Genomic DNA, 25,929 nt, shown 5'->3' on the forward strand with positions numbered 1-25,929 from the left:
AAGCGTTCAATATCTATAAAAGACATTGAACGCTTATTTATAGGTAATTCAGCGAACCAAAACTAATTCATCAATAGTGCGATGACTGAGCCGATCATAATCACAAGTGCCACAACAGTGACAATCATCAACGTCTTTTGCTTGCTTTGAAGCTCTCTTACGGTTGTTTCAAGTTCACGGTTTTTAATGGTCAAGGTATTAATCTGTGTTTGCTGTTCTTTAATACGAAGTTTGTAGTTGTTCTTTTTTCTTCCAAGTCAGCTTCTGTAGGTTTGGTTTTAGTCTTGCCACCCTTTATCTTTTTGATCAAACCTTGAATCAAGCTGCCAAGCCCAAGTTGCATAATAAATTGTTTGACCAGTTGTACTTGAATCGACTCACCGCGCATCTGTAGCTTTTCGGTGGTTTCGCTATCATGAGTGGTGATGGCGTTGATAACTTGAATGCTGTAGGCATTGATAACCACGTCAGGCTCACTACGACCAATCGGCAGTTGCGCATCTAGTAACACGCCCTTGGTACTAAAGGTGGCAAATACTTCTACATGCGGTAAATACAGGCGAAGCGCCACCACGGTGCCTTGCTTGGCGAGCGGATAAGCGGCCTTACGCAGTTCAGGATCCAAACGTAACAGTAATGTCAGCGCTGACTCGATAAATACTAAAATGATATTAAGAAAAGAGTGAGACAACGTAGAACGCTTCATGTAAGTAATCCGTTTTTTATTTAGCAAGTTTTAGATATTGAGCAAACAGAAGTCTGTATTTGCCCAAGACTTGCAGTGATATTTTGCTTATAGTAACGTCTTTATAATAAAAAGTAACGCTAGTTTCTGTAGTGGCTAAACTATTACATTACAATTTAGCAGTCAATAAAGACACTCTTATTTATGACCAGTAATATACAAACTTAATGTATAGCAATGCATAGACAGCAATTGACAAATCTGTCAAAGCGTAGAAAATAGGAAAGCCAATCGTCTCAGTTATGCAGACTCGGTTATATATAAATTCTTAACGCTTTGCGTAACATTAGGTGTCAAATACGTAGTGTAGAGAACAAAAATATGTAAAATCGCTTGCGCTCCTTATGCTGCCTTGATATAAAGACGATAACAAAGAAGAACCTGTTAATGCGCCAGTTAGGTAGTTTTTATTGCGTAAGCACCATGAGAGCGTTACAATACTTGGCGTAAGCATTTATTACCCCTTAAACTTGAAGGAAATTTTATGAATAAGTCAGAATTAATTGATAGCATCGCAGACAAAAGTGGTCTAAATAAAACCCAAGCTGGTGATGCACTAAACGCTGTTATGGAAAGTGTTGGCGAAGCACTAGAAGCTGGCGATAGCATCTCATTAGTTGGCTTTGGTACTTTCAGTGTAAAAGATCGCAAAGCACGCACTGGTCGCAACCCTAAGACTGGCGAAGAGCTAAGCATTCCAGCAAGCAAAGTACCAAGCTTTAAAGCTGGTAAAAACTTAAAAGAGCGCTTGAACTAAGCCGATTTTTTAAGCATAAAATGATAGTCGATGGTCTATAGCTGAAGTAATGAGCTAGCCATCGAAGAGAGCACCTAATATTTAGGTGCTTTTTTATCGCTATAGTTTGTATCATGCGTCGTGAATATTTTGAGTCTGCATGAAAAATCACGTATCATAGGGCGCGCGATAGGTGTGTCATTTAAGTCAGATTTCTTTAGTAAATTTTGTTTTTTACTATAAAATGCATACGCTCTTACTCTTACCATTGCTAGCTTAGATAGCACTGATGTTGGCAGGTTGCACTTAACAGCTCCTAACAGTATTACAATGGTTTTTCATCAATATAGGTTAATAAAGCAGAGATAACTATGGATAAATTGCGCGATTTCTTAAAAAGCTGGCCAGGTCGCATTTTATTGATTTTATGCCTATCGCCGCTCGCTCTCTTGGGTGTCGAAAGCTATTTTGGCGGCAACGTCGATCCTAACCAGATTGCGCAGGTAGGTGAGGCAAGCGTAGGACTGTCCGAGTATCAAACTGCTGTCAATAGCCGTCGTTCTGAAGTACTAGAGCAAGTCGAAGATGCCAGCTTATTGAATGAAGATGTGCTTCATGAGCAAGTATTAAAAGGTCTAATCGACCGTACGTTGTTAGAGCAGCAAGCAGGCAAGCTTGGTATGACAGTGTCTGACGACACGATCAATCGTCTGTTACGTCAAGAAGAAATATTCCAAGATGCAGAAGGTAACTTTTCAAACGATCAGTTCTCAAACTTCTTGCGTCAACGCGGCATGACTAAAAACCAGCTATTTGCAGAATTTCGCAATCAGTTAAGCTTGGATCAATTAAATGCCAGTATCGTTGGTACGGCCGTTTATCCTATGCAAGCGGTCAGTCAATTGATTGATTTGCAACTTGAGTCGCGCAACGTTTGGGTACACCGCTTTAATTGGCAAGATTATGCTGATAAGGTTAAGCTTAGCAAAGCCGACATTCAATCATATTATGATGCCAACAAAGACACATTGAAAAGTGCAGCGATGGTTGACTTGGCTTATATCCAGCTCAGCCCGCAAACTATCAAGGTTGATGAAGTAACAGCAGAAGAGTTGCAGCAGCAGTATGAAGCATATAAGCAGAGCATTTCGGCTACTGATGAGCGTAAAGTCAGTCAGATACTGTTTACTGGTAAAGATGCCAAGACAAGAGCCGATAAAGTGAAAGCACGTCTGAATAAAGGTGAAGCGTTTGCTGCGCTTGCTAAAGCAGAGTCGGACGATCCATCAGGTGAAACAGGTGGTGATATCGGACGCTTTAATCCGTCAGTGTTTGGCAGTGATGCAGATACTGTACAAGAGGCACTAGAAGGGTTGAGCGTTGGTGATGTGACTGCGCCTATCAAGACTAGCTTTGGTTATCAGATATTTACGGTTACTGAAGACAATGGCAAAAAAATTCCAAGCCTAGACAGTATGCGTGATGAGCTGACTGCGAAAGCAAAAGAGTATAAACGTCAGGAAATCTATGCTGATAAAGTAACGTCAATCAATGATTTGGCGGCAGATGGCTTCAGTATCGAAGATATCGCACAGCAAGAAAACGTCAGTTTAAAGCGTATCAAAGATTATCGTAAAGTGAATAATAAGTCTGCATTGTCGCAACCAGCAGTGGTTAAACAGGCCTTTGATGAGTTTACTATTCAAGATCAAGCGGTAACGGCGGGCGTAGAAGTTGGTAACGGTACCGTATGGCTACAGCCAAGCAATTATCGTCCTACTAAGACGCTTGCTCTAGCAAATGCAACCCCAAGAATCACTCAAATACTTCGTCAGCAGAAAGCGACAGCATTAGCTTTAAAAGACGCTAAAGCATTGGCTGCTGGTATCAAGACGCCAGCTGATATAAGTAAGCAGTCGGTAAGCTTCCAATCACTGGGTGAGATTAACCGTCAAACGACGCAGCTAACGGACAAAGAGCGTGGATTGGCATTTAGTCAGCAAGCCGCTGATAACGGTGTTGTCGCGATCGCTAGTGAGACTGAGATGGGTGCAACGCTACTGGTTGGAGACCGTATTAAAACTGAGCAGCAGTCGCCACTGTCTGATATGCAAAGAGCGCAAACAGCCAGTATTATCCGTGACAATTTAGGCCAAGACCAGTTGCAAGACTATTTGGACTATCTACGTATGGTGTATACGGTTGAGATTAATGAAAGCAACATGGCAAACGCACAAGGACGCTAAGTATTTGCTAGTTTATTATTCTTATTCTTATTTTTAGACGTAAAAAAGCCACTGTATCGATTGATACAGTGGCTTTTTTTGGGTGATGCTTTAACGATAATTATCACAAATGTTATATAGACTGAAAATTAGTCGCAGTAATAAATACAATTGCTGTGACTAATCCCAGTCTTAAATTAATAGGTGATTGTTTAATGGCGGAAATGGCGCATGCCAGTAAATACCATCGCAATACCATGCTCATTAGCTGCTGCAATGGTCTCGTCATCACGCATAGAGCCACCTGGCTGAATGATAGCAGAGATACCTACTTCAGCAGCATTATCAATGCCATCACGGAAAGGGAAGAAGGCATCTGATGCCATAACAGCACCTTCAGTTGCTAGTCCAGCATGCTCTGCTTTGATAGCAGCAATACGTGCTGAGTTAACGCGGCTCATTTGGCCTGCGCCAACACCGATAGTACGTTGGCCTTTTGCGTAGACAATGGCATTAGATTTGACGTATTTTGCCACGTTCCAGCTGAACAGTAGATCTGCCACTTGCGCTTCAGTTGGTTGTACATCAGTGACGATTTTTAGGTCGTTAGCCGTGATTAAACCAAGGTCTTGCTCTTGTACCAGTAGGCCACCGTTGACACGCTTATAGTCAAGTTGGATATCGCGTTGATCTGGTGCTGGTAGCTCGCCGCATACCAATACGCGTACGTTTTTCTTAGTAGCTGTCGCTTCAAGTACACCGTCTTCGATACTAGGTGCAATGATTACTTCTACGAACTGATTGTCGATAATGGCTTTTGCAGCAGCAAGCGTCAACGGACGGTTGAATGCGATAATACCACCAAAAGATGATTCAGGATCAGTGCTAAAAGCAGTACGATAAGCAGCTACTTGGTCATTATCAACCGCGACACCGCAAGGGTTGGCATGCTTAACGATAACGCAAGCAGGCGCGCTGAAAGCTTTAACGCACTCAAGCGCAGCATCGGTATCAGCGATGTTGTTATAAGACAATGCTTTACCTTGTAACTGCTTAGCCGTTGCGATTGAGGCTTGTTTGCTTTTTAAAGGCTGGTTTTCAGTATAGAAAGCCGCGTTTTGATGCGGGTTTTCACCGTAGCGTAGGTCTTGTGCTTTTTCAAGCTGTACATTGAATGTACGTGGGAAGTTTTCTGGCTCTTGAGTTTCGTTGACACGGCTACCTAAGAAGTTTGCAATCATACCGTCGTACTGTGCCGTATGCTCAAACGCCTTTACTGCTAAGTCATAACGTAAAGCAGTCGTCAGTTCGGTGCCACCGTCTAAGGCGTTAAGTACACGGTCATAATCAGCTGGATCAGTGACGATACCTACATGAGCGTGGTTTTTCGCTGCTGAACGCACCATGGTAGGGCCGCCAATATCGATGTTTTCGATAGCGTCGTTCATAGTTACGTCAGCACGTGCGATAGTTTCAGCAAAAGGATATAAGTTCACGACGACTAAGTCGATACGTTCGATCGCATGATCACTCATTACTGCATCATCTGTACCACGGCGTCCTAGGATGCCACCGTGAATCTTAGGATGTAACGTTTTAACACGGCCATCCATCATTTCAGGAAAGCCTGTGTAATCTGATACTTCAGTCACGTCGACATTGTTTTCTGTGAGCAGACGATAAGTACCGCCAGTAGATAATAAACCAAAACCTGCTTTGAGAAGGCCTTGAGCAAACTCGACGATATTAGACTTATCGGAGACCGATAGTAGGGCAAGTGGGGTTGTACTCATAAGAAATTTTCCATAAAAAAGCCTGACGTAAACGTCTGGCAAGGTGATGATGACAACGGTATGCCGTATCATGATAGATAAAGCGCGGAACGTTTGATTGCCATACATAATGATAGTCAATGATGATGGGTAAGCTCATATAACAATGCTACATTAAATCATAGGTCTTCATTTTTTGCGCAAGGTGCCTCGATTTAGGCCTAATATCTGAGCACATTTGGTTTGGTTGCCTCTTGTTTTTTCTAGAACGACAGATAAGAGAGGCTCTTCGACTTGCTTCAAAATCAATTCATATAAATCAGTGGGCATCTCATCTCCTAGCATCGCAAAGTACTGACGTACCACACGCTCTACATGAACTCGTAGAGGTTGCTGCGCACTATTTGTATAGTGTTGACTAGCAAAATCAAAGCCGTGCGTAGGTGATTGGTATTCGTCTTTATTATAATCGGCAGGGTGCTCAGAGCTTTTAGCAAAATGATTGGCATTATGCTGTGCATGAGGTGCCATAAAATAATATCCTTGAGATGAAGAAAAATTCTGATTGTAAGGGGTCAGAACCATAGTATATCAAATTAATATCGCCTAGCGCTGATAGATTCATCGTTATCTTGGCTATCACGGTTTAATTGAAAGTGAATTTACGGTGTATTTTCTACTCACGCTTATTTATATATGACAACTTAATTTAATAAAGAGCGGTCATAGTAATGTCGCGGATCTGTGCATTAGCGACAGGGATAGTAAATAATAGCTGTCTATCTGTATTGGCAGCTAACTGACTTTGCTTGCCTAATAAATAATCATTTGGATCTGCAATGAACTCTCCAATAATCTCATCTTTACCGTAAACGCTTATTTTTACATTTGGATATAGTTGTGATTGCAGGCTTCCGTTACTCAGAGTAGCGCCTATATCGCTAAATGTACCAGCAGTTTTAATCTGACTGCTTCTATGAAAGGTATTGCTGATGGTAAGCGCTGATAAATCTGCACTGGGCAAGCTGCAGGCAGCGACAGAGCATATTGATTGGAGACGCTGAGCATAGGTTGGGTTTTTGACTAAGTTCTCTAAGTTAAAAATAACATACTGAGCCGCGAGTAGCAGTGCTAGGACCAAACAACCTAATATCCATAATAATGATGCAATAGAACGTGTCGTTTGGGTTGGTGCAAACGGTAGCTGTGTTTTTCTTAAACGATCGTCGACAGCAGGCTCTTCATCTTTAACGGGTACTCCCATATCAGATAGAAGCTGTGATAAGTCTGTGTCATCTGGCGGTGTTTCTTCGTCTTGATTTTGTTCTTCTAATAGTTTTTGCAGCCATGAATTGTTATCAGTACTCTCAACATTGGCATGAATATCATTGGCCGCTGCCGAGCTGAGCATGTCCTGTGTTGATGAGAATGCTGATATTGTACTAGTGGATGGTTTCTTTGTTGATGGATTAGGGCTTTTGATAGTTTCTTTAGAAGAGGGCGCTTTTGGTTTTTCTATGGTTGATACGCTAGGACTGGTATTACTGGCTTGGGTTAACCATGCATCCATGCTATCTAATGAGTCATACTCTTGAACGACTTCTTCTGGATCGTCTATATCCATATCATCATAGATTAAACCATCATAATTTAAAGCATCAGATGATTTTTTCTTATTGGTTGAAGCTGTGGGGGCTTTGGAATATTTTGAGGCTTATGCTGATTGCTACTAGTAGACGCTTTTTGCTCGTTTGCTATTGGTTGAGTTTGAGCTTTTTGTTGAGCAGGAATATTTTTTTGTGGTGTTGGTTTTTGAATAACCTCAGAATTTACCACAAGATGCTTATTGACCAAAAAACTTTGCTGGCACCGATCACAGCTGATGGTAGCATTGACTTGATTTAATTGAGTTTGTTTAACGCTATAGCAAGCTTGGCAATGGGGGCATTGGGTTTTTATTGGTGTGGTCATAGAGGCGAATCCAAAAAAGTATGGTTATCAATACCGCTTAGCCACTCACCAATAGCTGCTCACAATACTCATTGTACTTTTTCAATTTCGATGAGTTATGGGCAAAGACAGAGTGGCGTCAAACACATAACATTTGACTGCCCTCTATCGTAACAGATGTAATTAAATGTTGCTAGCTGGTAAATGTACCTGATAAACGCTGCCAGTGTTGGTCTTCTTGCGCAGTAAAAGCATGCTTAGGGTCCAGTGCAAAATATGGCTGATAAGCTTCAGTGACTTGCTCGGTTTGCGACTCAATCAAACCTGCCAATACGATACGGCCCTTTGGCGCAATCAGTGTTGCAAAGTAAGGTGCTAAACCAATAAGCGGCTTTGCTAGAATATTGGCAACGATCACTTCTACAGGCAACACATCATGTTGCGAGCAGTACTCTGTAAATTCTTCTGGTAGAAATGCCTGTAAACGATCGCCTACATTGTTGCGTACCGCATTCTGATTGGTAGCAAGTACCGCCTGCGGGTCGATGTCGACTGCATATACCTGACGCGCACCCAATAGCAAAGCAGCAATCCCTAGAATACCTGAGCCACAACCATAATCGATAACCACTTTGTCTGTTAAGTCTTGCTCTGTTAGCCAGTCTAGACATAGGCGAGTCGTAGCATGATAGCCAGTACCGAATGCTAAACCTGGGTCCATAATGATATTGGTGGCTTCAGGGTTAGGCGGCGTTAGCCAGTCAGGTACAATCCATAAGTCATTAGCACATTCGATAGGATGATAGTTGCTCATCCACTCGCGCTCCCAGTCCTTATCATCAACAGCCGTTAGCCAAATACGAGTAGCCTGTACTTGTGCAGCAATTTCATGACTTAATTGCTCAACCGCTTGACGACTACCAGCATCAGTAGTCGCATCAAATAGTCCTGTTAGTATCACCTCATCCCACAGCGGTGATTCACCTGGAAGTGGCTCAAACAGAGGTTGATCGCCAGCATCGTCTAAAGCTATTGATAATGCGCCTGCTTCTAACAAAAGCGCTTCAGCTAAGTCGACGTTTGATTTTTCGCATTGTAAATGCAGTTGTTGCCATGCCATAAAGATAACCTTAAGCGGAAATAAAAATAAGTGTAGGTGTTAGGGGCTGCCCTAGATAAATCTACATACAATGAAATGTATGATGTATATAGAGGTTTTAACTAATGAATCTAAAATATGCAAATATCAGTTATTAGCGTAATGCTTGTTTTGCTTCATTGACCACGCGTGAGTTACCCTGAGCTTGTCCTGATTGCAATATAACCTGCCATAGTGCTCGTCTACGATTACTGTCTTGAGAGACGCTAAGACCACGCCGTGCCATCGCTTCTGCCTTACGGGGTTGGTTCTTTTTTAATGCTACTTGTGCCAAATAAAAATATACCGCCGATGACTTGGGCGCTAGACGCTGCGCACGGGTAAAGCTGCTTTCTGCATTGGTTAGATTGCCCGCTTTCAATTGACTGATGCCTACTTGCATCAAATTGCGAAACGCAGGCAGATTACTATTGTTGCTGGCAGATTGTTGAGTACGTTGCTGCGAGTTTCTTCTAGCGTGCTCTAGTAGCTCATTATGCGACGGTACCGATGGCTCAGAGATTATATAGTCGTTACGAGAAGGCGCAATGATAACAGGGTCAGGCTGAATCACGTCTGGTGCAGGAGGTGTAAATACAGGTGTCTCTTCCGTTAACGGATTTGGGGTTTCGGACTGTTCAACTGCATCGTAAGGCTCGGTTGGATAGTTGCTTTGATCATTTGCTTCCGTGACAGGCGCTTGAGCAGTTGTCGTTGATGGCACGGTCGGTTGTGACGTTGGTAATGTTTGAACAGGCGTTGTTTGCACTGTGGTCGATGTACTAGGTGCCGTCTGACAGGCACTTAGGCTTAGCATGCCAACGATCGCGCTGCCTGCAAGTAAGGTATTGCTTGACGTAAATTTATTACGCCATAGCATTATGGTTTGTTTTACTGAAGTAGTTGTCCGTAAAGATGACACCATCATGTTAAAACCTTTTTTAAATATTAAAAGCTAAATATCAAAAACATTATTAAAGCCATTCAACAACTAGAACCATTCAACAGCGCGGTCATACCAAGTATCAGCACGGTCTTCATCACCTTCACTTTGCTCGCTGCTACCTTCTGCACCATCAGACTCAACAGCTTCGCCATTTGGAATTTCTAAACCTTCGCGGCGACGTTGTTGATTGATATCACCTTGCTGATTTTGGAACTGTGTCTGTTCACGAGCACGATCTTGCTGATACAGGCTTAGCGCACAACTGCTAGCTTCTTCTGGTAAATGAGCTGACATTACTGGTAAGTAGCGAGCGTTCGCACAGCGTTCATTAGACAGTTTGCCTGAGTTGTTCTCTAGCCATAACCACTCAATACCTTCTGGCTCTGGTAGAGCAACTGGAGTCAGTTTTAGGCGTTTCATATAATCTACCCAAACTGGTAAGGCGCCAGTACCACCACTCAAACCAATCGGTTTATTGTCATCACGACCAACCCAAACGACACTTACATAATTGCCACTATAGCCTGCAAACCAAGCATCACGGTAGTCATTTGTCGTCCCCGTTTTTCCGGCTAGGTTTAAATTGCTGCCGAGTGATTGCGCACGTCTGGCCGTACCATTTGAGACGACTTGCTGTAATGCATAGTTGGTCAAAAAGTTGGTTTCAGGTGGAATACTGCGCTGAGTGTTAAGCCCAGTACGCTGTAAAATACGGCCGCGATCATCAATGACCGTACGGATACTATGAATAGGCGTACGGAAGCCACCAGTGGCAAAGACTTGGTAAATACCAAGCATATCCATCGGACTCAAATTAACTGAGCCTAACAATGCTGATGGGTAAGGTGGAATTTTTTCTTTGATACCCATGCGCTGTAATTGCTTAGCAAAGGTATTAACGCCGAACTCCATACCTAAGCGTACTGCCGCTTGGTTATAGGATTGAGACAGTGCCGTGGTAAATGGAACATAACCATGATCACGATTGTCGTAGTTTTTAGGGTTCCAGTCAGTACCGTCGTTTAGATTGACCGTAATAGGGGAGTCATCTACTGAACTGGCCAAGTTATAACGACCGCTCTCAAGCGCAGTCATATAAATGATAGGCTTCAGCAACGAGCCAACTTGGCGTTTGGCATCGACCGCGCGGTTAAACCCTGTAAATTCACTACCACTACCCACGACAGATACTAGCTCGCCAGTCTCAGGGTTGGCACTCACTAACGCACCTTGTAAATCCTTAGTTTTGCTACTATTACGACGCAGTTCACCAAGTTTTCTATCAACGGCTTTATCTGCTGCCAATTGAGCGATAGGGTCTAGAGTACTGATAATAATCAGACCTTCGTTCTTGAGGTCATCAGAATAATAAACGGTATTTAGCTCACGTTTGACAATATCTAAGAAGTCAGGGAACTGGCTTTTGCCTTCAGCAGGCTTATCCACGATGCCAAGCGGTTGCTTTAAGGCTTTGTCGTAGTCTTCTTGGCTCAATGTGCCCATGGTCAGCATGTTGTTAAGCACCACATCACGGCGTGCTTTTGAGTCATTTGGATTGCGACGTGGGTTATAAATACTTGGACCTTTTGCCATACCAACCAGCATTGCTTGCTGATCTAAGCGCAGCTCATTAAGAGGTTTGTCAAAATAAAACTGTGATGCCAAACCAAAACCATTGATAGAGCGGTTGCCATTTTGACCCAGATAAATCTCATTCAAATAGGTCTGTAGAATTTCATCTTTGCTGTAATGCAGCTCAAGCAGCACGGCCATCAATGCTTCGTTGGCTTTGCGTTTGATAGTGCGATCTGAATTGAGATAGAAGTTTTTAATCAACTGTTGGGTGATGGTCGAGCCACCTTGTCTGGCACCACCAGTAAAGTTATTTATTACGGCACGGGCGATACCACGTACTGATACCCCTTTGTGCTCATAAAACGCGCGATCTTCGGTAGCGATAAGGGCATCAATTAACGGCTGAGGCACTTCGTCCAAAGACACAACCATCCGATCTTCATTACTGTCGGGATAGATACCACCGATATTGACAGGCTCTAGACGAATGATGCCGCTCTTAGCCGGCAGAGTACTCTGGATAGATTCTACTTTATTACCAGAAATCGTCATTTTGATGACTTGCTCGGCATCTTTATCATTAGCACTATACGTAAAGCCGCGAGTGTGAATAAAGTAAGTATTACCTGTTCGGTGATAGGTACCTGTGCGGTCATAAGCTTTGTTGCTTTGATAATTGAGCAACTCTAGCCATGTCTTCATTGTATCTCTATCGACATTGGCGCCTTGGTACAGCTCAAGCGGCTGCGAATACACTTTGGCTGGAATGTCCCAGCGCTTACCCTCAAACTTATGAGTAATGGTGCGATCAAGTTTGATTAAATACAGTGCCAACAGCACCATGCCTGCGATAATGATAACTAATAGCAGACTACTAAAGACCAAGCCGCGCTGCTGCGAAGGTAGCGTATGCATAGCAGACTTAGATGACGCTGATAACTTGGTATTTGGTAACTTGTAATTAGGTTTTTGCACGGATGTCGCACCATTTTTGGATAAAAAACTGCCTCATAATGACGCAAATTGACAAATTTTTCAATCTATCATCGTTAACGCAGGCATTTATTGGTCGTAGACCATGAGCGATGGTACTGCTCATAGCGATGGCTTATAGTATAATCCCTATTAAAATACCGATACTTGTAATAAAGCGTCAGTCACTTTCAATCTGGTAGATAAACGCCATATAAGATAACAATTTACGATTGTCCTCACGATGTATTTTGTATGAATTCGCTGTTGCTAATTGTGTGCTATTAGCCGTTTGTTATGAATACTATGCTACTAACAGTAGTAATATTCATGTGATTAAAAACGGCTCTATGGCATGACGTACAGTACAGTCAATACGAGCAAGTTTGCTTTAAATGAATGCATTTTGAGCAAGCCTGTCAAAGGAAGTAAGCGCGACTATGTCTAGTATCCCATCATCAGTATCATCTGTTACCAATCATTCTTATGAAGACACTTCTATTATCGAAGGCTTAGTGCTCCCGTTGGCTGACCACTGCTTTCACTGCGGCGATCCCGTACCTCAGCCACCGTTTCATACCGAGATATTAGGTCAGTCACGAGAGATGTGTTGTATGGGCTGTCAGTTAGCTGCCCAAAGCATTGTAGAGGCTGGTCTTGAGCAATATTATCTTGACCGTTCAGAGATTAATCGTACGGCAAGTTTGCCAACTCAGCTGACGCGTCTCGAGGTCTACGATCATGACGAGATAAAATCACAGTTCGTTTACGCGCAAGATGGCATGTCAGTAGCAGAGCTGTCTGTTAATAACTTACGGTGTGCTGCCTGTACTTGGCTGATTGAGTCGCGTCTCGATGAGCTAGAGGGTATTGGTAAATGTCAGGTAAATTTGACCAACCAACGTATGCGGGTCATTTGGGATGAGAACAAATTACCCATCAGTCGCATTTTAGCGGTCATCAACGAAATCGGCTACGAAGCCAAGCCTTATCGGCAAGATACTCATGAAGCCATGCTGGCACGTCATAATAATCAAATGTTATTGCGTCTAGGCATTGCTGCACTAGGTTCGATGCAAGCGATGATGTATGCCGTTGCGCTTTATTTTGGCGAGTATAGCGACATGTTGATATTTCAGCGTGACTTTTTGCGTTGGGTGTCTTTATTTGTGAGTACGCCTGTATTTTTCTATGCTGGTATTCCTTTTTTTACCTCTGCATGGTCAGCAATTCGTGCGCGCCAGGTCAATATGGATGTGCCCGTCAGTCTTGCGTTGATTATTACTTTCTTTGCCAGTCTCTACGCTACCATCACTGGGCAAGGGGAGACGTATTATGACTCGGTCAGTATGTTTATCTTCTTTTTGTTGGCAGGGCGTTATATCGAGCATAACGCACGTCTAAAAGCCGCGACTATGGCTAATGATTTGGTTGTGGTTGAGCCGGTATTGGTACAAAAAGTCGCTGAAGACAAATCAGCTGCCGAGCGTATTTTACAGCAGCTTAAAGAAAATGAGTCTCAGCAAGCTGAAACTACTGAGGGTGAGACTGCTACATTAAGTGAGAACGCTATTGAGCAGACCAGCGATTTGGCTATCAATAGGGATGAAGATCAAAACGCGTCGAGTGCTATAGTAGAAGTTATGCCCGACTTTATGAAGAGTATGGACGCCAATGTTCATCAGCTCACATCGGGTATTGCTCAAAATTGGCAGCAGTCACGTAACCAACAGAATGCGCTATCACAAGTAGAAGACGATATAGAGTCAAAGCAAATGGTCACCGCCCATAGTTTACAAGTGGGTGATATTATTTTGGTTGAAGCGGGTTCTGAGATTATCAGTGATGGTATCTTGCTAAGCTCTACTGCAACAGTGTCACAAAGTCTACTGACGGGCGAAGGTGATTTAATCATCAAATCCCAAGGTGATTATATTGTCGGCGGTGCGCAAAACGACAGCCAGCCGTTTGAGATGTTGGTGACAGCGCTACCAAAAGACAGTCAAATAGGTCTGATTGATCGATTGATGAACCGCGCCATGAGCGAAAAACCCAAACTGGCGCAGCAAGCAGATAAGCTGGCACGTTGGTTTGTGGCACGTATTTTGGTGCTATCAGTTTTAGTATTTGTTGGCTGGTATATCGTTGACCCAAGCCAAGCTATTTGGGCAACAGTCGCCGTATTGGTCGCTACTTGTCCTTGCGCTTTGTCGTTGGCGACGCCAATTGCCTTGACTGTCTCGACGAACCGTTTAGCCAGCTATGGTTTTTTGACGACGCGTGGCCATACCTTACAAACGCTAGCTGAAATCACGCATGTTGCTTTTGATAAGACAGGCACGCTGACTTATGGTAAGCCAAATTTATTAAATATCGAATTAATCACATCGAAAAGTCAGACCGAAACTGACGATTTATCATTAAAAGTGCAAAAAGATACGCTGCTGGCCATTGCAGCTGCACTAGAAGTAGGGAGTCGCCATCCAATTGCCCACGCGTTACTGACGGCAGCCTATCAGTTACACCTGCCATCGACGCAAGCCGTACAGCATTATCCAGCAGGCGGTGTAGAAGCGATGATTGATGGCACTGTATATCGAATCGGTCATAAAGACTTTGCATTAGACAAAATAAATGACGGTGCCAATAACGTCTCTGAGAGTAACGATTTAACCATCAATTTGGTGGCGCAGCGAGCCAGCTCAGCAGTAGTATTGTCTTGTCAAAATACTGATAGCAAAAAATGGCAGGCGCTGGCATGCTTTTATTTCAATGACAAGGTACGTGATAGTGCGCAGTCGATGCTGGATACGCTCAAAGAACTAGGTATTGAGTCTGTTATGTTGACAGGTGATCCAAGCCCGCAAGCGCTAGTCATGGCTGAGAGTTTAGGTATGCAAGCTGCATACAATGGCCTATCACCGACTGATAAAGTCAATCATATTCAGCAGCTGCAAGCTAACGGTGCTGTGGTATTGATGGTGGGTGATGGTATCAACGATGCGCCAGTGTTAGCAGCAGCAGATGTCTCGACTTCGATTGCAGGTGCGGCAGACTTAGCACAAGTATCCAGTGACAGTATTATCTTAAATGGACAAATCGAGGCCATCACTGCGGCTAAACGTATCTCTGATAAGACGGAACGTATTATCAAGCAAAACTTCCGTTGGGCGCTCGCTTACAACAGTATCGTCCTGATACCAGCGGCTTTAGGCTATGTGCCACCATGGCTTGCTGCAATTGGTATGTCGCTCAGTTCGCTATTTGTCGTATTAAATGCATTGCGCTTAAAACGTGCTTAGTCTCTTTAAAAAGCATTCAATATAAACAGGTCTGTAAAGTTTGCTCATAAAAAAACCGCCTTGCATCAAATGGAAGGCGGTTTTTTCTATACAGAGATACTATTAGGTAGCTTTTACAGTTAGTCTTGTAGATAGCTTAATAGACGCATAAATTCGATATACATCCAGACTAAGGTCGCAAGAATACCAATACTGAACAACCACTCGTAATCTTCAGAAACACCCATCGCAACACCGCGATCAATATTATCGAAATCTAATAGCAAGGTGAAAGAAGCGATAACGATGACAAATAAGCTAAAGCCAATAGCGATAGCGCCACCTTCAAATAGGAACGGCAATGATGAGCCAAACGCTAGAGAAAGTACCCACTGTGCGACATAGACAAGCATAATGGCAATGACCGCCGAGGTCACGATAGAACGGAACTTTTCAGTAACCTTAACTAAACCTGAACGATATAACCTAAGCATAACTGCAGCTGTGACGAAAGTTGCGCACATTGCAGTGACTGGTACTGTTGGATACATTCTCATGAAAAATAATGAGATGCCGCCCAAAAATATACCTTCTAACAAGGCGTAAGGCACTGCCAAAGTCTTGGCTTTTTGCGGCTTGAAGGTAATAAAAAGAGCCAGAACAAACGCAGCAATCATGCTACCAAAGGCTGCCATCGTAATAAAACCTTGCGATAAACCTGCCATAAGCGCATAAAAGAAAAAGCCCACACCAGTAATAGCTGATAAACCAAGTAACAAGCTGGTCTTTTGAATTACGCCCTTGACCGTCATTGGATTACCGCCGATCGCAAGTTCTGCGCGACTGACAATAGGATTGGCCATACATAAGTCCTTAATAATAAAATATAAAAATAGTAATGTTAGTTACTTTAGCAAAACCGCCATTATTGTCAACTGTGTTTACGTGACAACTGCTGCGGTGCAACCTCAGGCTGCTCATTGGCTAGCGCATCGGGCTACTGTATCGCTCAATACGCTAATTGAAAAACTGAACAGACAGATTCGGCTAAGTAAAACATTCGATAGCTTTTATATGGGGTCAGTTACGACAGTTAACAACGATAATTCATAAACATGCTAGTCTAAGCGCGCATTTATCGCTATCATTACCTTGTACTTCACCGTTATACCGAGTCGTTTTATGGAAAACTCAGCGCAGTCAGCAAGATTGCCACACTTACATGAATCAGAGCTATTCCACGCTATTAAAAACCCCGCCTTTAGGCGCATTGGTCTAATGGGCCGTGCTGGTAAACGTAGTGTTACTCAAAGCTTGGTACAGATTGCCCAAACCGTCAATGATATGAATTTGACGTTGATAATGGATGTACAAACGGCCAATTTACCAACGCTTGACCTCACAGACATAGAAAGAGTCAAAATCGTCAAACGTGGTTTGATTGGTGAGATTTGTGATTTGGTTATTGTGGTTGGCGGTGATGGTTCGATATTACATGCTGCTGAAGCGCTAGCACGCTACCGTGTACCTGTACTTGGTGTAAACCGTGGTCGCTTAGGGTTCTTAGCAGATGTAAAACCTGATGAAGCTGCCTTTAAGTTACGCCAAGTATTGATGGGAGACTATCAACTGGATCATCGGTTTTTATTGACGATGGAGATACGAGAAGGGCGCAAAATTATCCATGAAGACATGGCACTGAACGACATCGTACTGCACGCCGGCAAATCCGTACATATGATTGATTTTCAGATGAAAATTGATGGACATGACGTTTATAGACAGCATAGTGATGGTTTGATAGCAGCAACACCGACTGGCTCTACTGCTTATGCTTTATCAGGTGGCGGTCCAATCATTCATCCGAGTATGGACGCTATTTGTCTGGTGCCGATGCATCCCCATACATTATCTAGCAGACCGATTGTGGTCAGTGGTAATAGTGAGGTTTGTATTCGTATCCACGAAGACAATCGTACTCAGCCGATGGTGAGTGCGGACGGTAAGCCAAGCGTGCCACTTGAGCAAGAGCAGCGCCTACATATTCGTAAGCATCCTGATAAGCTTACCTTGTTGCACCCGCCTGGGTTTGACTTTTATGAGGCCTGCCGTACAAAGCTGCACTGGAACGTACATGCCGAAGAATTCAGTCTTGATGTCGATGATGATATTATAGACGATGAATAAGCGTATCTATTAGACCAAAATATGATACAAAAAATGGTAGTGGAGAGTAGGTAAGATGGATAAACAAACAATACTAGCAAGTCTAACGCCCGAAGTGGTTGATAAATTTCGTATGGCGATTGAGCTAGGTAAATGGCCTGACGGTCGTAAGATTACCGCTGAGCAGCGCGAGACTTGTATGCAAGCAGTGATGGTATGGGAGCATGAGCACCTACCGCCAGCCGAGCGTACAGGTTATATTCATAAACCCGTAAAAGACGATGGTACTGTCGTTGGCGCTGAATGTGATGTCGAGCATGAGCATCACTACCCTAATATGCCGAATCCTAAAGGTGCGGTACAGCCTGTTAAGTTTCGTGATAAATAGGTTTATAAGAAGTCTATAATAGTTGTGATAAAGACAATTGTCATAAAAAAGCCACGCTATATAGCGTGGCTTTTTTACTTTACCAATAATTAAATTATCAGAAATAGCTTAATCACTATAAATGATTAAATAGCAGTCGTATCGACACTAGGACGAACCGTTAGCGGGTTCTTTTGCATCAAGAATCCTTGCCAGCCCCAATGTAAAAAATTACGGATATTGGCATGATCGGTACCGTTAGGCGTTGCTTGCACCTTGGCATAATGTTCGCCAAATAGTTTAAGCGTGTCCAATTGGTTTAGGCCATGGTGCTTAGCAAAACCAAAAATCTTTGCGCTACCTTCGTTCTCACCGGCTGCATTATGTACCATCCCATTTACGAAAGGAGCAGGTGCATAGCGATAAAAATCATCGATAAAGCTGATGACATCATTGAATCCAATGGCTTTTTTGTTCAAACCATTAAGTAATGCCGATACATCTGATTGGCGGATACTCATAAATAAATGACCTCAGAGCAGATTAAAAAAACAATATAATATTTATGTGTGCTCAATGATGATAGTAGCCGTTGAGCGTTCAGTATTATAATTTAGCTAGCTTAGCGATTAAAGTAGTCTTCGTCATCAAACGAAGGCGAAAAGTTGCCTTGCTCAAGATGCTGCATTTGCGACTGTACAGAACGCTCATGCTGAATACGTTGATAAATCTCTTCGCGGTGTACTGCAATATCTTTAGGTGCGTTTACACCGATACGTACTTGATTGCCTTTGACGCCTAGAACCGTCACACTTACTTCGTCGCCAATCATTAGCGTTTCGCCCACGCGGCGTGTCAAAATTAACATGCGTCACACTCCTTATGTCGCATCAACAAATTATTACTCATCAGATTACTTCTCAATTGCAGAACATCACCGCAGCACCAAACATGCAATATAACCATTATCACGATGCCAGATATCGTGCCAATAGCGGTAATGATAGGTAGATTCATTTAGCCCAAATGAAAGCCCCATTATAGGCGGCATAACAGATACTGTCACGGTTTTTCACAAAACTATTAGGTAAATGCTCATTTCAACTATGCTAAAAAATAAAAATAGGACCTAAAAAGATCCTATTTTATTTAAGTACTGTTTTTATTTAGATACTATTAATTCAAACGCTATTAATTTAAATGCTGTTTATTTACATACTATATAAAGTATAAAGTCATTAATAGCGATTAATAGATAACCATTAAAGCTAATGCTATATTTTAACAGTTTTTATGTCTTATAGCCCAGCGATTTTGCTTTCACCGTCTTCACGATCTAGGCCAAATGCCGTGTGCAATGACTTAACGGCTTTTTCTAAGTGTTGATCCTGAATTAGGACCGACACTTTGATTTCGCTGGTTGAAATCATTTGGATATTGATGTTGTTTTCAGCCAGTGTTTGGAACATAAGACTAGCAACACCAGCATGTGATCGCATGCCAACACCAACCAATGACACTTTAACGACTTCACTGTTGCCCAATATTTCTTTGGCGCCAATTTCATCTTTTACTTCTTCGTTAAGCACTTTTAGCGTCTTATCTAAATCAGTGCGGTTAACTGTGAAAGTAAAGTCAGTAGTACCGTTATCCGAAAGGTTTTGTACAATCATATCGATTTCGATATTGGCACGACCAATTGGGCTTAAGATAGCAGAGGCGATACCAGGATGGTCAGGCACGCCGCGTACTAAGATTTTTGCTTCGTCTCTGTTGAACGCGATACCTGAGATGATTGCCTGTTCCATATTGTCTCCTTCGTCTATCGTTATTAGGGTACCCACGTTGTCTTGAAACTCTTGGTCAAAGCTACCGTCTGTGTTTTCATCAAAGCTAGAGAGTACACGTAGCGGCACGCCATATTTACCAGCGAATTCTACTGAGCGAATTTGTAGAATCTTAGAGCCAAGACTTGCCATTTCAAGCATTTCTTCAAACGTAATTTTTTCAAGCTTTTTGGCTTTTGAGGTCACACGAGGGTCAGTGGTATAGACACCATCGACATCGGTATAAATTTGACACTCGTCAGCGCCTAAGGCTGCAGCAATCGCCACACCTGTGGTATCAGAACCGCCGCGTCCTAATGTGGTCGCGTTGCCTTCTTCGTCAATACCTTGGAAACCTGCCACAATAACGATATTGCCAGCATCTAATTGCTCGCGTATGTTTTTGTCATCGATACTTTCGATACGGGCTTTGTTATGGGCGTTGTCGGTCTTAATCGCGACTTGGCGACCAGTCATTGAACGGGCACCAATACCAAGCTCTTTAATCGCCATAGCGAGGAGTGAGATAGAAACCTGCTCACCTGTTGAGACCATCTGATCGTATTCGCGAGGATCAGGCTGCGTGCTAATTTGGCGGGCTAGATCAATCAAACGGTTGGTTTCGCCGCTCATGGCTGAGACTACGACGACCACTTGATGACCATTGTCATGCCAGCGTTTGACTCGTTTGGCGACGTTTTTGATGCGGTCGATACTACCCATCGAGGTGCCGCCGTATTTCTGTACTATTAACGCCATAAAAATCTACCTATTTATTCAATAATGACTTTTTATTGTCATTGATGAGAGTCAATGTGATGCTCGTCAATGCTTGTATAGATAAAGCCAGATGATAAGAGTTATGCCTTTAGGTTTTTCATTCTTCTAATGGTATCTATCAACCTTATAGAATGAACAATATGCCCAAACGTTGACCTTTATACCATATCTACCGCATAACTTTAAGCCTCAGGAGCGCTTAGATGTATGGCGATTGGTTATAGTAGTTATAACCAATCACGTATTCTATGTGTAATAGAGTAAAGCTATGCGATAAATATAAAGTACATTGTGACGCGCTATACCAATATATTCGCGAGTTTAGTATTCGCTAGCTTAGCTTAGCTTAGCTTAGCTTAGCTTAGCTTAGCTTAGCTGGGTTTCAATCCAAGCAGGTAGAGCGCTGATAACCGCTGCACTGTTACTAGACTTCGGTGCGCCGCCTTGTGCGTAGTCAGGCTTACCGCCACCTTTACCACCAAGCTCACCTGCTAAATGACGAATAATATCACCAGCTTTCACTTTGGCAGTGACAGATTTTGCGACGCTCGCTGCGAGTGCTAATTGGTCATCTTTATCACCAATTAATACAATCACGCTATCAGGCAGTTTTGATTTGATATCGTCCATCAGCGTACGGATAGATTTACCATCGATACCGCTTAAAGTACTGATAAGAACTGGGGTACCTGCGATCGTTTGTACATCATCAAGCAAATTGGCTGCTTGAGCACTGGCGATTTTTTGCTGCAAGCGCTCTAGTTGCTTTTCTAGGTCACGTTGCTTATCAGCCATCGTACGGACACGCTGCGCTACTTCAGGACGTTTTACTTTCAGCTGACTTGCCAATTCGCTCAGTTGTTGCTCGCTTTGCTGAATATTTTTGACCGCATTCATGCCAGTGACAGCTTCAACTCGGCGGATACCAGCCGCAATACCAGACTCACTGGTGATTTTCAGCACACCGATATCGCCCGTACGCTGTACGTGCAAGCCACCACATAGCTCGATAGAGAAAGGTTTGCGCTGACCATCGACGATACGGTCTGTACCCATGGTTAGTACTCGAACATCACTGCCGTACTTTTCGCCAAACAGTGCCATAGCGCCTTGATTCATCGCTTCGTCAATCGACATGTGCTCGATACGGGCAGGGGTGTTGGCTTGAATTTGCTCATTAACGAGACGTTCAACACGCATGATTTCAGCGGCGCTAACAGGTTTGTCATAAGCAAAGTCAAAACGTAGTACTTCGCTTGAGACTAGTGAGCCTTTTGCGTGACCGCATCGCCTAGCACTTCTCTTAGCGCTGCGTGCAATAGGTGAGTGGCCGAGTGGTTTTTGGCGCTGGCTGCACGAATGCTAGACAGTACTTGCGCTTCAGCGGTTTGCTTAGTGCTGATATCACCCATGGTCACGACACCATAATGGATAATCGCCTGACCAGATTTTTTGGTATCTTGCACTTCAAAGACGCCAGATGCCGTACGGATTTCACCAAGCTCACCAACTTGACCACCACCTTCAGCATAAAATGGGGTGCGATCTAATACCACAACGCCTTCCATGCCTTCTGTTAAGCTGTCTGCTGGGTTGCCGTCTTGATAAAGCGCGTCAATAGTCACGCCGTCTTCTTCAAGCTGCTCATAGCCGATAAATGTCGTTGGTGTTTCTACTTGGATGACACTGCTGTAATCGACGTCAAACTTGCCAGCATCACGCGCACGCTCACGTTGTGCCTGCATATGCTCATCAAATTCGGCTTCATCAATAGCAATACCACGCTCACGAGTGATATCTGCGGTCAAGTCAAGTGGGAAACCATAGGTATCATAGAGCTTAAATGCAGCTTCACCAGATAGCGTATCGCCATCTTGTAAGCCTTCAAGTTCGCTGGCAAGTAAACGTAAGCCTTGAGCCAATGTTTTAGCAAACTGTGCTTCTTCTTTTTGAATAGCACTCTCGATGACGCTCTGCTTGTCTTGTAGCTCAGGATAGGCACTGCCCATTTCAGCGACGAGTGGCGCAACCATTTTATAGAAAAACTCACTATCAGCGCCAAGCTTGTTGCCATGACGTACCGCACGACGAATGACACGGCGCAATACATAGCCGCGACCTTCATTACTTGGCGTGACACCATCAGCAATCAAAAATGCTACAGCACGAATATGGTCGGCGATGACTTTTAATGATGATTGTTGCTCGTTGCTGATCTCTAAGATGTCAGCTGCTGCATCCATCAAATGGACAAATAAATCGATCTCGTAGTTGCCATGAACGCCTTGCATAATGGCACTAATACGCTCAAGACCCATGCCTGTATCGACGCTAGGTGCTGGCAGTGGTAACAGCGTGCCGTCTTTTTGACGATTGAACTGCATGAATACGCAGTTCCAAATCTCAATATAGCGATCGCCGTCTTCTTCTGGCGTACCTGGCAAACCGCCTTCGATATCGGCACCATGGTCATAAAAACCTCGGTGCAAGGGCCACAAGGACCCGTGTCACCCATCGTCCAAAAGTTATCAGAAGCGTAAGGAGCCCCTTTGTTATCACCAATACGAATGATGCGCTCACTTGGAATGCCGATGTTTTTATTCCAAATCTCAAAGGCTTCGTCGTCAGTTTCATAAATAGTCACATAGAGACGATCTTTATCAATCGCTAACCACTTATCTGAGGTCAAAAACTCCCAGATATACTCGATGCCTGCTTGCTTGAAATAATCACCAAATGAGAAGTTGCCAAGCATTTCAAAGAAAGTATGATGACGTGCGGTATAGCCGACATTATCCAAATCATTATGTTTGCCGCCAGCACGTACACACTTTTGAGAGGTTACCGCACGTGTATAGTCACGTGGTTCCATACCCAAAAAGGTTTCTTTAAACTGATTCATACCGGCATTGGTAAATAGCAATGTCGGATCATTGTGTGGAATCAAGCTAGACGATGAAACTTGGGTGTGCTGCTTGCTTATGAAAAAAATCGATAAAGGCTTGGCGAATATCGGCTGAGCGAAATGGCTGGCTCACAGCGGCTCCTTACTGACGGATAGAATTGAGTAAATGACATAAAATAATTTTGCAAGCGATTTTAGCACAAACGCCCAAGCTCTTGGTACAAGAGTTATAACTACTAGGTTATTATACGTGTGCTAGTCACTGTCTAATTTGTAGAGTATGCAGACTAATTGGTCAAAATTGCCGCATCCGTTTCATCTAATTTGTCTTGTGTGGTTGGATTGGACTCGATTACTTGTACGGGTAGATAGCGTAGTTGGAGCTTGATTGGCAAGTACTCTGGGAAATTCTCTGCCATATCATTAGTAATGAGCGTTTCAATCTGGCGAACATCGTATGAGCTTGGTAAAGTCTCTCCACGCACAATCGCCCGCACCACTTGGTTTTCTTCTGAGGTATCAAATTGCGTATTGGTCAATACATTACCTTGATCGATAAAGTAGTTGTTGATGGCTTCTTTGACACTACTCTCAAATACTTGCTGCTTGGCATTGGTCTGTAGATTGATGGTTAAGTAGGCACCTAAGCCACCAAGTAGCAACAAGGTCACGGCATTGCGCTGCAAAAAGGTCAGATAAGTATTGGATTTATAATCGTCATCGACCAAACGACGGAAGCCTAAGACCCATAATACAAGCGCGTTGGTAAACTGGATAGCAAGAATGTTAGTCGCTGCCAATAATAGCGCACCAAGCCCAAGCTGCATCTCGCCATTAGCGAGCAAGATACCGCTAGCTGCTAGTGGTGGTACCAGGGCTGTGGCAACTGCAACGCCGACAACAGCAACCGAGAGATGCGGAGATACCATCGCGTACGCGCCAGCCGTACCACCTGCTAAGGCAATCATTAAATCCATAGAGGTGGGCTGGGTACGTGATAGGATTTCTGCGGTTAGCGGTTGGTCTTTATGTAGCCAACCAACGATAAAGCCGACCAATACCACCAGCGAGACACCGATAATGACGGTAAAAAGCGACTTACGTAGCAATGGCATACGGTGATCGATAATTGCTAGCGCTATACCCGTGATAGGGCCTAGCATCATCGCAACCAACATCGCTCCGATGACCACGGCTGCTGAATTAGTCACTAGGCCATAACTGGCAATGATGGCAGATAAGATGTTCATGATGAAGTACATCTTGCTAGGTAGCGCGTTCGCCTCAATCCTAACCCGTACTTCTGGGTAATCTACCTTTTGATTGCTGAATTGCTCGGCGACAAACTGCTTATAAGACTCAAGTTTGGCTTCTTTTTCCTCTTGAACCTCATCTTCATCACTTTTACCTTGAGACTTTTGAGCGTCGCTATCTTCTACAGCGGTGTCTTTATTTTGGCTTTTATCTTCTGAGTCATTATTTTGATGGTCATCATCGCGACTAGATGCATTTTTTGTTTTTTGTTGATTGGCTGTTTTGTTATCTGATGACTGTGCTGCGATATTTGTGTCATCAGCAGGGTCATCAGCATAGTCGTCTTCTGCTTCTACCGTTACTTCAGCATCACTATCATCTTGAGCACTTTTTTCTGTTGTTTCTGCCGTATCCGACTGAAAGAAATCGGACTTTTCTTTTGCTTCTATAGATTCTGACTTTGCAATTTCTGATGCTTCAGTATTTGACTGTGACTCAGGTTCTGTCGATTCTAAGGTTGCTACGACCACATCGTCACTGATGGTTTCCATGGTTATCTCAGCGTCAGGTGGCTGCGCACATTCAGTGTCTACTTCGGAGTCTATTTCGTCATCTGTATCAGTCGATTGCTTGTGTTGATTGTCTTCGCTTTCATCATTGTTTACAGCGGCATCATCAACTACGGGGTCAATTGTCGCGTCTTGATTTTGAGAGGCATCATTAGTGGCTGGTGAATCGTTTTGATCCACTGAGTTAGGCGCAGTCTTTTTTCAGATGAGGACATAGCAGATAGCGTTCTTAGTAGATAAAGAAAGTCATTATTGTAATGATAAATAGATAAAGATATAGGAGATTCTTGAAAATTGTAAAAAAGAGTAGAAAGAAGATGGAAGTAAGAACTGATGTTTCTTATATTTAAGTCTAAAACCTTAATAGTAGCATGGTTTTTATTAAAAAGTCATTCAATATAGATGCTACAAGGGTTCACGGTAAATACTTACTTTTTTGTGGAATTAAGGTTAAATATATTATATCCACAATAAAGATAAGGAGTAACTTATGAACTGGCCATTGTTTTCTGTCATCTACTCAATGACAGCCACCGTGACTATCGGGCTTTTTATGATTGGTGCTCTCATTACAGGGTTCGATGAGATATTTCATATTCAAATAGCGGTTGGATTGGGTGTTTTAGCTTCGATACCTGCAGGATTATTCTTTACCAAAAAAATTGGCAGTATTACTGGGAATGAGGAAGGCTACAAGACATAAAGGCGAACAGTATTATCGA

The 25,929-nt window shown here is 43.2% G+C and carries 19 protein-coding genes and 2 pseudogenes; 6 read left to right on the top strand and 15 right to left on the bottom strand.

What is annotated here, in order from left to right:
• Positions 1-62: 62 nt before the first annotated feature.
• Together ACOBWA_RS04685 and ACOBWA_RS04690 are read right to left on the bottom strand one after the other, a co-directional pair.
• On the bottom strand, positions 63-194 hold the full coding sequence (locus ACOBWA_RS04685) for a hypothetical protein (protein WP_420230344.1): 132 nt from the start codon (positions 192-194) through the stop codon (positions 63-65).
• Positions 191-706 (bottom strand): hypothetical protein, encoded by a 516-nt coding sequence (locus ACOBWA_RS04690; RefSeq protein ID WP_420230345.1) that lies wholly within the window; start codon positions 704-706, stop codon positions 191-193. The genes ACOBWA_RS04685 and ACOBWA_RS04690 overlap by 4 nt, the downstream gene beginning before the upstream one ends.
• Positions 707-1,229: 523 nt before the next feature.
• On the opposite strand from ACOBWA_RS04690, the gene ACOBWA_RS04695 reads away from it, so the two are divergent.
• Both ACOBWA_RS04695 and ACOBWA_RS04700 read left to right on the top strand, forming a co-directional pair.
• Complete coding sequence (locus ACOBWA_RS04695) at positions 1,230-1,502, top strand: HU family DNA-binding protein (RefSeq protein WP_045445077.1); 273 nt, start codon at positions 1,230-1,232, stop codon at positions 1,500-1,502.
• A 350-nt stretch (positions 1,503-1,852) separates the two neighbouring features.
• A complete protein-coding gene (locus ACOBWA_RS04700) occupies positions 1,853-3,727 on the top strand; it encodes a SurA N-terminal domain-containing protein (RefSeq protein WP_420230346.1) in 1,875 nt (624 codons plus the stop codon).
• Between the two features lie 191 nt (positions 3,728-3,918).
• On the opposite strand, the gene purH is transcribed toward ACOBWA_RS04700, so the two are convergent.
• The 7 genes from purH to mrcB all read right to left on the bottom strand — a co-directional run bounded on the left by purH (position 3,919) and on the right by mrcB (position 12,062).
• On the bottom strand, positions 3,919-5,499 hold the full coding sequence (gene purH, locus ACOBWA_RS04705) for a bifunctional phosphoribosylaminoimidazolecarboxamide formyltransferase/IMP cyclohydrolase (protein WP_201605573.1): 1,581 nt from the start codon (positions 5,497-5,499) through the stop codon (positions 3,919-3,921).
• A gap of 168 nt (positions 5,500-5,667) precedes the next feature.
• Positions 5,668-5,844: a helix-turn-helix domain-containing protein gene (locus ACOBWA_RS04710; protein ID WP_420230716.1), complete on the bottom strand. Its 177-nt coding sequence runs from the start codon at positions 5,842-5,844 to the stop codon at positions 5,668-5,670.
• Between the two features lie 343 nt (positions 5,845-6,187).
• Positions 6,188-7,102, bottom strand: a complete 915-nt coding sequence (locus ACOBWA_RS04715) for a DUF3426 domain-containing protein (protein ID WP_420230347.1) — start codon at positions 7,100-7,102, stop codon at positions 6,188-6,190.
• Between the two features lie 26 nt (positions 7,103-7,128).
• Positions 7,129-7,449, bottom strand: a complete 321-nt coding sequence (locus ACOBWA_RS04720; RefSeq protein ID WP_420230348.1) for an MJ0042-type zinc finger domain-containing protein — start codon at positions 7,447-7,449, stop codon at positions 7,129-7,131.
• Positions 7,450-7,621: 172 nt separating this feature from the next.
• Positions 7,622-8,548, bottom strand: coding sequence for a 50S ribosomal protein L11 methyltransferase (prmA, locus tag ACOBWA_RS04725; protein WP_102090395.1), 927 nt, complete (start codon positions 8,546-8,548; stop codon positions 7,622-7,624).
• 133 nt (positions 8,549-8,681) lie between these two features.
• Positions 8,682-9,494, bottom strand: a complete 813-nt coding sequence (locus ACOBWA_RS04730; RefSeq protein WP_420230349.1) for a tetratricopeptide repeat protein — start codon at positions 9,492-9,494, stop codon at positions 8,682-8,684.
• Between the two features lie 63 nt (positions 9,495-9,557).
• Entirely contained in the window at positions 9,558-12,062 is a 2,505-nt protein-coding gene (mrcB, locus tag ACOBWA_RS04735) for a penicillin-binding protein 1B (RefSeq protein WP_420230350.1), read from the bottom strand.
• A 437-nt stretch (positions 12,063-12,499) separates the two neighbouring features.
• On the opposite strand from mrcB, the gene ACOBWA_RS04740 reads away from it, so the two are divergent.
• On the top strand, positions 12,500-15,361 hold the full coding sequence (locus ACOBWA_RS04740; protein WP_420230351.1) for a heavy metal translocating P-type ATPase: 2,862 nt from the start codon (positions 12,500-12,502) through the stop codon (positions 15,359-15,361).
• 119 nt (positions 15,362-15,480) lie between these two features.
• Here the strand turns inward: ACOBWA_RS04740 and ACOBWA_RS04745 are convergent, their stop codons facing one another.
• The gene (locus ACOBWA_RS04745) at positions 15,481-16,203 is read right to left on the bottom strand and encodes a Bax inhibitor-1/YccA family membrane protein (protein ID WP_420230352.1); all 723 of its coding nucleotides are present in this window, start codon (positions 16,201-16,203) and stop codon (positions 15,481-15,483) included.
• Positions 16,204-16,618: 415 nt separating this feature from the next.
• On the opposite strand from ACOBWA_RS04745, the gene ACOBWA_RS04750 reads away from it, so the two are divergent.
• Together ACOBWA_RS04750 and ACOBWA_RS04755 are read left to right on the top strand one after the other, a co-directional pair.
• Positions 16,619-17,527, top strand: coding sequence for an NAD(+) kinase (locus ACOBWA_RS04750; RefSeq protein WP_057762401.1), 909 nt, complete (start codon positions 16,619-16,621; stop codon positions 17,525-17,527).
• Positions 17,528-17,582: 55 nt separating this feature from the next.
• The gene (locus tag ACOBWA_RS04755; protein WP_102094259.1) at positions 17,583-17,894 is read left to right on the top strand and encodes a YeaC family protein; all 312 of its coding nucleotides are present in this window, start codon (positions 17,583-17,585) and stop codon (positions 17,892-17,894) included.
• A gap of 125 nt (positions 17,895-18,019) precedes the next feature.
• Here the strand turns inward: ACOBWA_RS04755 and ACOBWA_RS04760 are convergent, their stop codons facing one another.
• From ACOBWA_RS04760 to ACOBWA_RS04780, 5 genes and pseudogenes are all read right to left on the bottom strand, one after another.
• Positions 18,020-18,394: a HopJ type III effector protein gene (locus tag ACOBWA_RS04760; protein WP_057759243.1), complete on the bottom strand. Its 375-nt coding sequence runs from the start codon at positions 18,392-18,394 to the stop codon at positions 18,020-18,022.
• Positions 18,395-18,573: 179 nt separating this feature from the next.
• Positions 18,574-18,741 (bottom strand): annotated as a pseudogene (gene csrA / locus ACOBWA_RS04765) (carbon storage regulator CsrA); the annotation flags it as partial.
• A gap of 430 nt (positions 18,742-19,171) precedes the next feature.
• The gene (locus ACOBWA_RS04770) at positions 19,172-20,458 is read right to left on the bottom strand and encodes an aspartate kinase (protein WP_057759246.1); all 1,287 of its coding nucleotides are present in this window, start codon (positions 20,456-20,458) and stop codon (positions 19,172-19,174) included.
• A 387-nt stretch (positions 20,459-20,845) separates the two neighbouring features.
• Positions 20,846-23,517 (bottom strand): annotated as a pseudogene (gene alaS, locus ACOBWA_RS04775) (alanine--tRNA ligase).
• Positions 23,518-23,671: 154 nt separating this feature from the next.
• Entirely contained in the window at positions 23,672-25,387 is a 1,716-nt protein-coding gene (locus tag ACOBWA_RS04780; protein ID WP_420230353.1) for a DUF389 domain-containing protein, read from the bottom strand.
• 310 nt (positions 25,388-25,697) lie between these two features.
• Here ACOBWA_RS04780 and ACOBWA_RS04785 point away from each other — a divergent pair, with 310 nt between their 5' ends.
• The gene (locus ACOBWA_RS04785) at positions 25,698-25,910 is read left to right on the top strand and encodes a hypothetical protein (RefSeq protein WP_057759250.1); all 213 of its coding nucleotides are present in this window, start codon (positions 25,698-25,700) and stop codon (positions 25,908-25,910) included.
• The last annotated feature ends 19 nt before the right edge of the window (positions 25,911-25,929 follow it).

It is taken from the genome of Psychrobacter sp. ER1, assembly GCF_048631835.1.
GTDB lineage: Bacteria > Pseudomonadota > Gammaproteobacteria > Pseudomonadales > Moraxellaceae > Psychrobacter.